General features: G+C 71.2%; 11 protein-coding genes and 1 pseudogene. 8 read left to right on the top strand and 4 right to left on the bottom strand.

Annotated features, from left to right (window positions below; all coding sequences use genetic code 11):
* Window positions 1-44: 44 nt before the first annotated feature.
* Genes KZX17_RS02860 through KZX17_RS02850 form a run of 3 tightly spaced genes read right to left on the bottom strand, consistent with a single transcriptional unit; the run spans window position 45 to window position 4,045 of the window.
* The gene (locus KZX17_RS02860; protein WP_248170852.1) at window positions 45-1,439 is read right to left on the bottom strand and encodes an MFS transporter; all 1,395 of its coding nucleotides are present in this window, start codon (window positions 1,437-1,439) and stop codon (window positions 45-47) included.
* A 57-nt stretch (window positions 1,440-1,496) separates the two neighbouring features.
* Window positions 1,497-2,501 carry an L-idonate 5-dehydrogenase gene (locus tag KZX17_RS02855; RefSeq protein WP_248170853.1) on the bottom strand — a complete coding sequence of 335 codons (1,005 nt, stop codon included), beginning with the start codon at window positions 2,499-2,501 and terminating at the stop codon, window positions 1,497-1,499.
* A gap of 26 nt (window positions 2,502-2,527) precedes the next feature.
* Window positions 2,528-4,045: a mannitol dehydrogenase family protein gene (locus tag KZX17_RS02850; protein ID WP_248170854.1), complete on the bottom strand. Its 1,518-nt coding sequence runs from the start codon at window positions 4,043-4,045 to the stop codon at window positions 2,528-2,530.
* A 185-nt stretch (window positions 4,046-4,230) separates the two neighbouring features.
* Between KZX17_RS02850 and KZX17_RS02845 the strand changes: the two genes are divergently transcribed.
* The 4 genes and pseudogenes from KZX17_RS02845 to KZX17_RS02830 all read left to right on the top strand — a co-directional run bounded on the left by KZX17_RS02845 (window position 4,231) and on the right by KZX17_RS02830 (window position 9,091).
* A complete protein-coding gene (locus tag KZX17_RS02845) occupies window positions 4,231-5,172 on the top strand; it encodes a LacI family DNA-binding transcriptional regulator (RefSeq protein ID WP_248170855.1) in 942 nt (313 codons plus the stop codon).
* Between the two features lie 79 nt (window positions 5,173-5,251).
* Window positions 5,252-6,631 carry a cytochrome P450 gene (locus KZX17_RS02840; RefSeq protein WP_248170856.1) on the top strand — a complete coding sequence of 460 codons (1,380 nt, stop codon included), beginning with the start codon at window positions 5,252-5,254 and terminating at the stop codon, window positions 6,629-6,631.
* Between the two features lie 89 nt (window positions 6,632-6,720).
* Window positions 6,721-7,785 (top strand): YihY/virulence factor BrkB family protein, encoded by a 1,065-nt coding sequence (locus KZX17_RS02835; RefSeq protein WP_248170857.1) that lies wholly within the window; start codon window positions 6,721-6,723, stop codon window positions 7,783-7,785.
* A pseudogene (locus KZX17_RS02830) lies at window positions 7,782-9,091 on the top strand (APC family permease). Before KZX17_RS02835 ends, KZX17_RS02830 begins: the two are co-directional and overlap by 4 nt.
* 45 nt (window positions 9,092-9,136) lie before the next feature.
* Here KZX17_RS02830 and KZX17_RS02825 read toward each other — a convergent pair.
* Window positions 9,137-9,340 carry a hypothetical protein gene (locus KZX17_RS02825; RefSeq protein ID WP_248170858.1) on the bottom strand — a complete coding sequence of 68 codons (204 nt, stop codon included), beginning with the start codon at window positions 9,338-9,340 and terminating at the stop codon, window positions 9,137-9,139.
* Between the two features lie 94 nt (window positions 9,341-9,434).
* Between KZX17_RS02825 and KZX17_RS02820 the strand changes: the two genes are divergently transcribed.
* From KZX17_RS02820 to KZX17_RS02805, 4 genes are all read left to right on the top strand, one after another.
* Window positions 9,435-9,893: a GNAT family N-acetyltransferase gene (locus KZX17_RS02820; RefSeq protein WP_248170859.1), complete on the top strand. Its 459-nt coding sequence runs from the start codon at window positions 9,435-9,437 to the stop codon at window positions 9,891-9,893.
* A 62-nt stretch (window positions 9,894-9,955) separates the two neighbouring features.
* Entirely contained in the window at window positions 9,956-10,291 is a 336-nt protein-coding gene (locus tag KZX17_RS02815) for a hypothetical protein (RefSeq protein WP_248170860.1), read from the top strand.
* Between the two features lie 61 nt (window positions 10,292-10,352).
* The gene (locus KZX17_RS02810; RefSeq protein ID WP_248170861.1) at window positions 10,353-11,552 is read left to right on the top strand and encodes a glycosyltransferase family 4 protein; all 1,200 of its coding nucleotides are present in this window, start codon (window positions 10,353-10,355) and stop codon (window positions 11,550-11,552) included.
* Window positions 11,553-11,561: 9 nt separating this feature from the next.
* The gene (locus tag KZX17_RS02805) at window positions 11,562-12,107 is read left to right on the top strand and encodes a dihydrofolate reductase family protein (protein ID WP_248170862.1); all 546 of its coding nucleotides are present in this window, start codon (window positions 11,562-11,564) and stop codon (window positions 12,105-12,107) included.
* Window positions 12,108-12,134 lie beyond the last annotated feature (27 nt).

Genomic DNA, 12,134 nt, shown 5'->3' with positions numbered 1-12,134 from the left:
GCGGGGGCGGACGCGCCGGCGTCCGCCCCCGATGGTGGGGTGGGTCAGATCGCGTCGCGCGGGTCGGTGAGGTCGCGGCCGGCGACCTCCGGCATCCAGATGGACGCGATCAGCGCGCACACCGTGAAGAACATCAGCATGACGATGATCGGGATGAAGGAGCCGGTCGCGGCCGACACCCATGCGGCGGCGATGACGGGACCCGCGCCGGTCGCGACGATCGCGGCGATCTCGCGTGCCATGGCGGTGAACGTGTAGCGGTTGCGGGCACCGAAGATCTCGGGGAGCGTCAGGTTCTCGAGCGAGGCGAAGCTCATGACCGCGAGGTTGTGGAGCACGACGTAGCCGATGAAGACCTGCGCGGTCACGCCGCTGCTGATCATGAGCATCGTCGGCACGATGACGATGAGCGCGATGATCGCCCAGATCATGTACATCCGCTTGCGGCCGAACCGGTCGCCGAGCCAGCCCGACAGGGGCACGGTGATGAAGGCGACCAGCGACGACACGATGACCGCGTTGACGCCGATCGAGCGGTCGAGCAGCAGGACGACGGTGATGTAGCTGATCAGGTAGGTCTGGATCATGCCGGAGTTGCCGGCCTGGCCGAAGCGCAGCAGGAGCGCGATCGAGAACGCCTTCCACGGCTTCCGATCCATCGCCTCGAGCGTGCGCACGTCGCCCGTCTCGGTGGCGAGGCGGCGAGCCTCCTCCTTCGAGAGCGCCTTGCCGTCGACGACGTCGTCGCGCTCCTCGAAGACCGGGGTCTCCTTGAGGTTGAAGCGCACCCAGATCGCGAACAGCATGATGATGGCGCTGCCGATGAAGGGGATTCGCCACGCCCACTCGATGACTTCGCCCTCGCTGAAGGCAACGAGGAGGACGGCCCAGATGGCCGACGCCAGGAGCGTCCCGCAGTTGGTGCCGAGGGCGACCAGCGAGGCGATGATGCCGCGGTGCTTCGCCGGAGCGTACTCGGCCAGCATGACCCCCGCGCCGGAGATCTCGGCGCCGGCACCGAAGCCCTGCGCGATGCGCAGGAGCACCAGGAGGATCGGTGCGAGCACGCCCACCTGGTCGTAGGTCGGCAGGAAGCCGATGAGGGTCGTCGCGAGCCCCATGAGGAGGATCGTGTAGAACAGCACCTTCGTGCGACCGGTCTTGTCGCCCAGGCGTGCGAAGAAGAACGCGCCGACGGGTCGGGCGACGTAGCCCACGCCGTAGGTCGCCATCGCGGCGACGACGGCGACGGCGGGGTTCTCGGACGAGAAGAAGAGTTCGGCGAACACGAGCGCGGCAGCCAGCGAGTAGAGCTGGTAGTCCATGAACTCGAGGGCGGTGCCGAGCCAGCCGGAGACGGCTGCGCGCACGAGGTCGCGCACCGACCTCTTCTGGGTCGGGTCGACGGCCGGTGCTGCCGTCGTCTGGGATTCGGACATGGGAGGTACTCCTTCGGACCAGGGTTCGGATCGGGTGCGGACGAGCCGCGAGGGGTGTCAGAGGGCGAGCAGGACCTTCGCGGATGCGGAGGAGTCGCGCGCCAGCTCGAACGCCGAGACGGCGTCAGCGGCGGGGACGACGTGCGACACCACCTCGTCGAGTGAGGGCGTGTCGCGGAGCATTTCGATCGCGTCGTCGATCTCGGTCGAGAAGCGGAACGCGCCGCGGAGGGTCAGCTCTTTGGCGAGCATGGGCGCCAGGTTCACCGAGATGTCGGCGTTCGGCAGCATCCCGACCTGGACGATCGTGCCGGCGCGGGCGGCGACGCGGACCGCCTGCGTGAGGGCGACGCCGACGCCCGAGCACTCGAAGACGACGTCGTACGACTCTGCGTCGATCGTGTCTCGGCCGACCATCGACACCTCGGTCGCGCCGAGCGCGCGAGCGCGGTCGAGCGGCTCGGGCCGCACGTCGCTCGCTCCGACCGTCTGCGCGCCCGCGCGGACGGCGGCCGCGACCACGAGCAGACCGATCGGCCCCGCGCCGATCACGAGCGCTCGGCGTCCGGTCAGATCGCCCGCGAGCCCGACGGCGTGGAGGGCGACCGCGAGTGGCTCGGCGAGGGCTGCGCGCTGCACGGAGACGCCCTCGGGGAGGACGCGGACCATGTGCTCCTCGACGACGATCAGCTCTGCCGCAGCGCCCTGCCGGTGGGGGAAGGTGGCCGCGCTGCCGAGGTAGTCGCCGCCGGCCCGCAGGTGGGGGCGGTCCTCGAGGCCGGGGACCGACGGGCCGTAGCGGGCGGGGTGCACCGTGACCGGGGTACCGGGAGCGAGGCGACCGGAGGGGTCGAGGTCGACGGTGCCGGAGAGCTCGTGGCCGGGCTGGAACGGTTCGCGGATCGTGTACTCACCGTTCGCGCCGTGGAAGTAGTAGTGCAGGTCGGATCCGCAGATCCCGACGTATGCGACGCGGATGCGGACCTGTCCGGCTCCGGGGACCGGGACCTCGCGGTCGCCCCAGCGGATGTCCTCCGCGCCGTGGATCGTGAGCGCCTTCATGGTCGCCCCTCCTTCATCGATTCGAGTCATGCGGAGGCCGCCGTCCGCATCGTGGCGTCGTCGCTCGCGCCGACGGCGTCCGCGACCGCGGCGTCGACACCGCGGCGGCGGATGGTGTCGACGAGCTCCCCCACCCGCAGGGCGAAGCCGTCGTGCGCGGCGAGGTCGTCGCCGAACAGCCGCATCCCCGAGATGACACGCGCCGCGAGGTCGCGACCGTCGCGGGCGGATGCGGCGGCGTCGGCCAGTCGGGGGCGGGCGGCATCCGTCATCGCAGCGGCATGGACGCCGGGGTCGAAGCCGTCCAGCGGGGCGAGGCACGACAGGTAGCCCGCCACGGTGAGCGCGATCATGTGCGGCATCCGCCCCTCGGCGAGCATCCGCACGGCCGGCTCGGGAATGCGCTGACGCAGCTTGACGGACCCGTCGGTGCCGACCTGCGCCGTGCGGTGGGCGAGCGCGCTGTTGGCCCACCGGTCGAACAGGTCGTGCTGATACGCGTCGATGTCGACGCCGGTGGGGACGGTGATGGAGGGCACGTACTCGTCGCGCAGAACGGTGCGGGCGGCCTCCTCCACGTCGGTCCGGGCGATCGCCTCGGGGATCGTGGCGAGCCCCTGCAGGGCGCCGAGGTAGGCGATCAGGGAATGGGTGCCGTTCAGCAGGCGCACCTTCATCTGCTCGAAGCGGCCGACCTCGTCGGTGAACACCGCGCCGCCGGCCTCCCACGCGGGGCGTCCCGCGGCGAAACGGTCCTCGATCGCCCACATGGTGAACGGTTCCGCGGGGACGGGCGCCTCGTCGCGCAGGCCGCGCAGCGCTGCGACGCGATCGCGCAGCTCGGGCGTCGTCGCCGGGACGATGCGGTCGACCATGCTCGACGGGAAGGCCACCGAACGGTCGAGGAAGTCGAGGGTCGCCGCGCCGCCCTCGCGGGGCAGTGCGCCGAGGAACTCGCGGACGAGCTTCTCGGTGTGGGCGCCGTTCGCGGCGAGGTTGTCGCAGCTGAGGATCGAGATCGGTGCGCCGGAGGCGGCACGTGCCTGCAGGCCCCTCGCGAGCTGCCCGATGGTGGTTCGGGGATCCCCACCGGCGAGGTCGGCGCGGATCGCAGCGTCGTCGAGGTCGAGGTGCTGGGTGGCGGGCGAGGAGCTGTACCCGTTCTCGGTGACGGTGAGCGTCACGATGCGGATCGTTTCGTCCGCGATGTGCGCGACGACGCGGGCCGGCTCGTCCGCGGCGACGAACGCGTCGGTGTGGACGGCGGGGACGGTCACCGAGGTGCCCTCGGGCGACACGGACGCGACGCTGTAGAGCAGGTCCTGGGCGTGCAGCGCGTCGACGACCGACCGCGACCGCGATGCGGCCCCCACGATGCCCCAGCCGTCGGCACCGCCGGCGTCGCGGGCGGCCGCCGTGTAGACGGCCTGGTGCGCGCGGTGGAAGCTGCCGAGACCCAGGTGCAGGATGCCGGCGGTCTCCGGAGCGGCGGGGACGGCGGTTCCCGCGGTGGACCGTCGCAGGCGCGGGATGTGGGTGCTCACGCGGCTCCTTCTCGGTTCGCGGCGCACCCGTTCGGGATCGCCGATGATCGTCGTGAAAATCAGTGTGCAAGGTTTGTACAAACTTGTCAAGACTTTTTACCCGGAGGGTTCGCGTCGGCCCGGCGATGCGTGATCATAGAGAGACACCGACGGGGGAGGGCTCGATGGCGGCGACGCTGACAGACGTGGCACGACGGGCCGGCGTGTCCGTGGCCACCGCGTCGCGCGCCTTCGGAGAACCCGAGCGCCTCGCGGCGACGACGCGCGAGCGTGTGCTGCAGGCGGCCGCCGAGCTCGGCTATGCGACCTCGCAGGCCGCCAGTGTGACACGCTTGTTCGGTGTCGTGGTGCCCGACGTGGCGAACCCCGTCTACGGCACCCTGCTCAAGGCGATCCTCGGACAGGCCTGGCACGGACGGCACCGCACCGTCCTGTTCGACGCGGACGAGGATCTGCGCCGCGAACGAGAGCAGATCGAGCGGGCACGCAAACTCGACGGGATGCTGCTGTGCTCACCGCGACTGCCGGACGACGACATCCGCGCCCTCGTCGGCGACACGCCGTTCGTCGTGGTCAATCGGCAGCTCGAGGGCGCACCGAGCGTCCTGATGGATTTCGAGTACGGGCCGACCCAGGCGGTCGAGCACCTCGCCGCCCTCGGCCACCGCCATGTCGCCTACGCTTCGGGACCCCGCGGCTCGTGGGCCGACGAGCGGCGCTCGGCGACGATCGAGCGCGCGTGCGAGCGTCTCGACATCCGGCTGACGCGCCTGAGCCATCACGCCGCGTCCATCCAGGGCGGCCGGGCGGCGGCGGCCCCCGCGCTCGCGAGCGGATCGACCGCGGTCGTCGCCTACAACGACCTCGTTGCACTCGGCGTCGAGGCGGGCATGTCCGAGCTCGGCCGGTCGTGCCCGGAGGACATCAGCATCGTCGGCATCGACGACATCGACCTCTCCGCGGCGGTCACCCCGGGACTCACCACCGTGCGGATGCCGATCGAACGGTGCGGCACCCTCGCGGTCGACCTCCTGTTGCAGGCGCTGGCGGGAGAACCCGTCACAGAGCTGACGACGTTGAACTCCCAGCTCATCGTCCGCGGCTCGACCGCAGCGCCCGCCGCCTGAGTCCGGGGCGCGACTAACACACCGACTCCGTCGGCGCACGCCCCTGGCTCGTCTGCGTCGCCTCTGCGACCGTCGGGGAATGTCGATCACCGATGCGAACCCGACGACCGGCCCCGCGACTCGAGCGGAGCGCTCCGCCGACCCGACGCTGGGTGTCGTGTCCCGGCCCGCGTGGCGCGACGACTCGGCCGCTCTGCTCACGCGCGGCTACCGCTTCGGTGAGCGCATCTGGCGCCGTGCGCCGCGAGGCGCGCGGTCGGCGCCGATGCGGCTGCTGTTCGCCGACGCGCTCCTCGTCCGGGGCGCAGAGGGTGTAGCCGCGTTCTACGACGCGGACCGGGTACGGCGACACGGCGCGATGCCGCCCTTCATCCAGGAGACCCTGTTCGGCCACGACTCCGTGCACAGTCTCGACGGCGACGAGCACCTCCACCGCAAGGCGACCTTCGTGACGGCGCTGTACGAGGATGAGCAGGTCGCGCGCCTGCGGCCGCACCTCGAGCGCGAATGGCGGCACGAGGTCGACGAGTGGATCTCGGGCGGCACGAGCTCGGCGTACGACGCGGCCGTCGGCGCGCTCGGGCGGGCCATCATGCGCTGGGCGGGCCTTCCCGGCACCGGAGAGGCGAAGACCCGCTGGGCCCGGCGGCAGGCGCAGATCGTGGATGGGTTCGGCGTGCCGTACTCACCCGAATACCTCCTCGCGACACTGCACCGGCGGTGGTCGGATCGCCACGCGGAGCGGCTCATCCTCGCCGTCCGCGCAGGCCGGCTGGACGCGCACCCGGGCACGGCGCTCAACGCGTGGGCCTGGCATCGCGATCGGGACGGCAGGCTGCTCGACGCGAAGGTCGCCGGCGTCGAGCTGCAGAACAGCTTCCGGCCGATGATCGCGGTCGCCCGCTTCACCGCCTTCGCCGCGAAGCGGCTGCACGAGCGCCCGGACTGGCGGCAGCGCATCGCCGCTGAGGTCTCGGATCGAGGCTCCCTGGTCGACGGGCCGCTGGCCACAGCCTTCGCGCAGGAGATCCGCCGCACGGCGCCGTTCGTCCCGATGCTGCCGGCGTTCGCGACACAGGACATCGAGGTCGACGGTCGTACCGTCCGCGCCGGCGGCCGGATCGTCCTCGACATCCTCGGCACCGACACGGACGAGCGCTCCTGGGACCGTGCGGACGAGTTCGACCCGGAGCGGTTCGTCGACGTCGAGGACTACGAGGCGATCGCAGCCTTCGTCCCGCACGGCGGCGCCGACGTCGCCACGGGGCACCGCTGCCCGGGTGAGAAGCTCGCGATCGCGGGGCTCGCGGCATCCATCAGCGCGATGAGCGACCCCCGGCTGACGATCCTGCCCACGGGACTCGAGGTGAACGAGCGCCGCATGCCGACCAAACCGCGCTCGGGCGGCCGCGTCCGCGCCGACGGGTCGACCGGCGGGTGCCCCCTCCACCGCCGCTGATCGCGAGCGGGCGGCGGAGCGGATGCCACGAACCGCCGCGCGGTGCAAGCCCCTCTGACGGTGGGGTCGGCGCACGCAGGGTGACCTGCATGGCCGAGCAGAACACCACGCAGACGACGCGCACGGATGCCCCTGACCCCGAGGCGTCGCAGAAACCCGACTCCGTGACCGACGTCAAGAAGCGGTCGTGGAAGTACGTCCTCGGCAAGACGATCCGCGAGTTCAGCGCGGACCAGTGCACGGATGCCGCGGCGGGCCTCACCTACTACGCGGTGCTCGCGCTCTTCCCGGCGCTCATCGCGATCTTCTCGCTGCTCGGCGTCGTCGGCCAGGGCCAGGCCGCTGCCGACGCCGTGCTCGGCATCGTGCGCGACGTCGCCCCCGCCGACACAGCGAGCGCGCTCGAGGGACCCATCCAGCAGGTGGCGTCCTCGCCCGGGGCGGGGCTCGCCCTGGTCTTCGGCATCCTCGCGGCGCTGTGGTCGGCATCCGGGTACGTGGGCGCCTTCTCGCGGGCGATGAACCGGATCTACGAGATCGAGGAGGGGCGCCCGTTCTGGAAGCTGCGTCCGATGCAGCTGCTCGTCACCCTGATCGCCGTCGTCTCGCTCGCCCTCGTGGCGCTCGGGCTGGTGCTCTCCGGTGACGTCGCCCGCTCGATCGGCGAAGCGCTCGGCCTCGGTGAGGGTGTGCTGCTCGTGTGGAACATCGCGAAGTGGCCGGTGATGCTGCTGATCGTCGTCTTCCTCGTCGCGATCCTCTACTACGCCACCCCCAACGCGAAGCAGCCGAAGTTCCGCTGGATCAGCCTCGGCGCGCTGATCGCGATCGTCGTCATGATCATCGCGACGGCCGGCTTCGTCTTCTACGTCGCGAACTTCTCGAACTACGACCGCACCTACGGCTCGCTCGCCGGCGTGATCGTCTTCTTGCTGTGGCTGTGGATCGCGAACAACGTGCTGCTGTTCGGCGCGGAGTTCGACGCCGAGCTCGAGCGGGGCCGCCAGCTGCAGGGCGGCATCGCCGCGGAGAAGGACATCCAGCTGCCCGCCCGCGACACCCGCAAGTCCGACAAGCAGGCCGAGAAGGAGCAGAAGGACATCGACGAGGGCCGCCGCATCCGTCTCGCCCACGGCGAGGACGAGCAGCGGTGACCGAGCTCGATGCGCCGACCCGGCTGAAGAAGGGCATCACCGGACCGCTGCTGTTCGCCTTCATCCTCGGCGACGTCCTCGGCGCGGGCATCTACGCCCTCATGGGCGTCCTCGCCGCCGAGGTGGGCGGGATGCTGTGGGCTCCGCTGCTCGTCGCGCTGCTGCTCGCGCTACTCACCGCCGGGTCGTACGCCGAGCTCGTCACGAAGTACCCGCGTGCGGGCGGAGCAGCGGTCTTCGCCGAACGCGCGTTCCGGACTCCGCTGGTGTCGTTCCTCATCGGATTCTGCATGCTCGCGGCGGGGGTGGTCAGCGCCGCGGGACTCGCGATCGCCTTCGCGGGCGACTACTTCGCGACCTTCATCGATCTGCCGGCGCCCCTCGTCGCGATCATCTTCCTCGCCGTCGTCGGCGCCCTCAACGCCCGAGGCATCCGAGAATCGATGGGTGCCAACCTCGTGATGACGCTCGTCGAGCTGAGCGGCCTGGTGATCGTGATCGTCGTCGTCGCCGTCCTGGTCGCCGGCGGGGGGGGGAGCCCGGTCGGGTGTTCGAACTGCCGAGCGACGCCGCGCTGCCGACCGCGGTGCTCGGGGGCGCGATCATCGCGTATTACTCCTTCGTGGGGTTCGAGACGTCGGCGAACGTCATCGAAGAGGTGCGCGAGCCCCGCAAGGCCTACCCGCGAGCGCTCTTCGCGTCGCTCATCACGGCGGGTGTCGTCTACGTGCTGGTCGGTCTCGCGAGCGCGGCCGCACTGCCGGCGCAGGATCTCGTCGACTCGAGCGGCCCGCTCCTCGACGTCGTCGCGGCGGCCGGGGTCGGGGTGCCCGCATGGCTGTTCAGCCTCATCGCCCTCATCGCGGTCGCGAATGGAGCGCTCCTGACGATGATCATGGCCAGCCGACTCGCCTACGGCATGTCGGAGCAGGGGCTCCTCCCCGGCGTCCTCAGCCGCGTACTGCCGAAGCGGCGAACGCCGTGGGTGGCGATCCTCGCGACCACCCTCGTGGCGATGCTGCTGACGCTCGTCGGAGACCTGAGCCTGCTCGCGGAGACGGTCGTGCTCCTCCTGCTGTTCGTGTTCCTGAGCGCGAACGTCTCGGTGCTCGTCCTGCGACGGGATCGCGTCGATCACGATCACTTCCGGGTGTGGACGCCGATCCCGGTGCTCGGCATCGCGTCGTGCGTCCTGCTGCTCACGCAGCAGTCCGGCGTCGTCTGGCTGTTCGGGGCGGGGCTGCTCGCCGTCGGCGCACTGCTGTTCCTCGCCACGCGCATCGCGCGCTCACGCGTCCGCAGGTGAGTCCGGCCCCCGTCAGGGGGCCGGTGGGCTCAGCGGCCGGTGGGCTCAGCGGTCGGTGGGCGGCAGTTTCGCGGTGCCGTGGCGGCCGGGCTCCTCGGGCTCCGCCGCCGTGTCCGGAGACGCGGCAGATCCGCCATGGGGCGATGCGGTGCCGGGGTAGGAGGGCTCCTCGATCTCGATGGCGGGGTCGCGGTCCTCCTTCTTCGGCAGGTGGTCGAGCGGCTGTCGGATGTCGTCGGGATCACTCATGACGGCAGACTCCGCCTGAGCCGCCGTGCGCGACAAGGGCTTGCGAGAACGGCACCGGCCTCGGAGGATGTCTCGCCGCGGCTACCGTGGAGCGGTGACCCTCGGCATCCACCTGTCCCCGCTCGCCGACATCCCGGCGACGACGCTCTATCGGATCCTCTGGTTGCGCGTGAGCGTCTTCGTGGTCGAGCAGCAGGCTGCCTATGCCGAGCTCGACGGCCGTGACATCGAGCCGGGGGCCTTTCATGTGTGGGCCGAGGAGCACGGCGACGTCCTGGGCGCGCTCCGCGTGCTGGACGAGGCGGACGCGTGGCGCATCGGGCGCGTCGTGACCTCCGCCGCGGCGCGCGGGCGAGGCGTCGGGGCGGCACTGATGCAGCGGGCGATCGATGCCTGCGTCGCGGACGACGCAGGTCGTCCGTTCGTCCTGGACGCCCAGGAACACCTCGCCGACTGGTACGGACGATTCGGCTTCGTCCCTGCCGGAGCCCCCTACGTCGAGGACGCGATCCCGCACATTCCGATGCGCCGCGCGGCCGGCGACGGAGTGTAGAAGACGGATGCCGCGGGCGCGACCCCCATTGCCGGGCGGTCCACCGGGCGCACCATCGAGCGATGCTCGAACTGCACTACTCCGACGGATACGTGGTCACCACGGGCGCCGTCGCCGACGCAGTGATGCGGTACGCCAAGAGCCTCGCCGATCAGAAGGCCTCGGACCTCATCTCCGTGCCGATCGCGACACCGGAGGGCCCTGCCACCTCTTCGATGCTCATCGGCCCTGCCAGTCAGCTCTACACGACCCCGCATTCGGGCGCGATGCCCGGGTTCGATGACGAGTCGTGGGTGATGGAGCTGCTCAGCCGCAACGACCGACTGCTGCACCCCCCTGTCCCGATCGGCGAGTACCCGTACGAAGAGGACGATCCCTGGTACGAGGAGTCGTTCTGAGGCGCCCGCGATGGCGGGAGCGGAGCCTCGTCGTGCGCGCGCCGCGGCCTCGGCGGTGCCGATGAGCGAACGCTGGCTCGTTGCGACGACCGAGTACGCGGGTGTCACGGCCTACACCGGCGGCATCGGTCGGCACTACGCGGCCCTCCTTCCGGCGCTCGCCGCCCAGGGGGTCGAGATCGACCTCGTCGTGTTCGCGGACGGCGACGTGGCGGCGCGCGGAGCGCCCGGCATCCGCAGGCTCCTGATCCATCCCACGGGACGGATGACGCGGATGTCGGCCCTTCTGCACCGGGCGCGCGTCGTGCGGAGTGTCTTCCTCGGCTCGTCGTACGACCGGGTCTTCGTGCCGGAGTGGATGGGTGTTGCCGCCCTCCTTCCCGCGGACGCGCCGCTGGTGACGAACCTCGCGACGGGCGCGCGGCTGGCCAATGACGTGTCGGGGTTGCGACTCCGGGACCTGCCGTGGGGGATGCGCCCCGCTGTCGCCGTGCAGAGTCTTCTTGAAGCCCGGCAAGTGCGGCGGTCGACGGCCGTCATCGCGATCTCCCAGGCCATGGCGGAGCGTGCCCGCGCGCTCTGGGGTCCGCTCCCGCCGACGACGGTGGTGCCCAACTGCATCGACGTGGCGGCGGTTCGACGCGCCGCATCGCTCGGTCGGCTGCCCGCCGGATGGCCGGTCGCCGCGGGTCCCGTGGTGCTGTTCGTCGGGCGCGCCGAGCGGCGAAAGGGCGTCGTCGACGCCGTTGACGCGTTCGGGCAGCTGGCTGGAGTGCATCCGACGGCGCGACTGGTCGTCGCCGGGGCCGGGGGAGACGACCGCTTCGAGCCGTCACGTGCGGCGCTGCTCGATCGCCTGCCGGATCGGGTGCGAAGCCGTGTGACGTTCCTCGGCCATATCGCCGGCGACGAGCTGTACGGCGCGATCGCCGCCGCCGACGTGGCGATGTGCCCATCGAGGTGGGAGGGCTTCGGCAACGCGGCCGTCGAGGTGAAGGCTGCCGGAGCACCGCTGGTGGTGACGTCGGGCAGCGGCTTCGACGACTTCTGCACCGACGGCGAAGACTGCCTGACGGCGAGCCCCGGGAACCCGGACTCGCTCGCTCGCGCCCTCGCACGGACGCTCGACGACGCGTTGGCCGCGGGCGATCGGGTGCGCCGCGCGTCGAGCGGAGTCGACCGCTTCTCGCCCGACCCGATCGCGACCAGCCTGCGCGCAGCGATCGACCAACTCCTGGGCACCGCCGCCGTCTCGGCGTAATGTCGCGCCATGCGACCGCTCCGCTACTCCATCAACGTGACCCTCGACGGCTGTGTCGACCACCGTGCGGGCATCCCCGACGCGCAGACGCACGACCACGCGGCGCAGCAGATCGCGCGGGCCGACGCGCTCATCCTCGGCCGCACCGTCTACCGGATGATGGAGGATGCCTGGCGGCCCCCGGCATCCGACGCGCGACCGGAATGGATGCAGCCGTTCGCCCGCACGATGGACGCGGCGAAGAAGTACGTCGTCTCGTCGACCCTCGACGCGGTCGACTGGAACGCCGAACTGCTCTCGGGCGACCTCCGCACCGAGGTGGAACGTCTGAAGTCGATGCCGGGCACAGGGCTCTACACGGGCGGCGTCACGCTCGCGACGACGCTGGCCCGCTGGGGGCTGATCGACGAGTACACCTTCGTCGTGCATCCGCGCATCGTCGGCCACGGTCCGCGGCTGTTCGCCGGCCTGCCCGAGCCGCTCGACCTCGAGCTCGTCGACCGCCTCGCCTTCGACTCCGGGGTGATCGCCGAGACCTGGGTGCCGAAGCGCTGAGGGCTAGGCCCGACGTCGCGGGCACGT

It is taken from the genome of Microbacterium sp. EYE_78 (assembly GCF_023149035.1).
Taxonomy (GTDB): domain Bacteria; phylum Actinomycetota; class Actinomycetes; order Actinomycetales; family Microbacteriaceae; genus Microbacterium.
This window is presented reverse-complemented; position numbering and strand designations above follow the sequence as displayed.

Excerpts from the sequence above, each read along its gene's own strand:
- KZX17_RS02810 (WP_248170861.1), top strand. The coding sequence starts at position 10,353 with ATGAGCGAACGCTGGCTCGTTGCGACGACCGAGTACGCGGGTGTCACG.
- KZX17_RS02855 (WP_248170853.1), bottom strand. The coding sequence starts at position 2,501 with ATGAAGGCGCTCACGATCCACGGCGCGGAGGACATCCGCTGGGGCGAC.
- KZX17_RS02825 (WP_248170858.1), bottom strand. The coding sequence starts at position 9,340 with ATGAGTGATCCCGACGACATCCGACAGCCGCTCGACCACCTGCCGAAG.
- KZX17_RS02815 (WP_248170860.1), top strand. The coding sequence starts at position 9,956 with ATGCTCGAACTGCACTACTCCGACGGATACGTGGTCACCACGGGCGCC.
- KZX17_RS02805 (WP_248170862.1), top strand. The coding sequence starts at position 11,562 with ATGCGACCGCTCCGCTACTCCATCAACGTGACCCTCGACGGCTGTGTC.
- KZX17_RS02860 (WP_248170852.1), bottom strand. The coding sequence starts at position 1,439 with ATGTCCGAATCCCAGACGACGGCAGCACCGGCCGTCGACCCGACCCAG.
- KZX17_RS02835 (WP_248170857.1), top strand. The coding sequence starts at position 6,721 with ATGGCCGAGCAGAACACCACGCAGACGACGCGCACGGATGCCCCTGAC.
- KZX17_RS02840 (WP_248170856.1), top strand. The coding sequence starts at position 5,252 with ATGTCGATCACCGATGCGAACCCGACGACCGGCCCCGCGACTCGAGCG.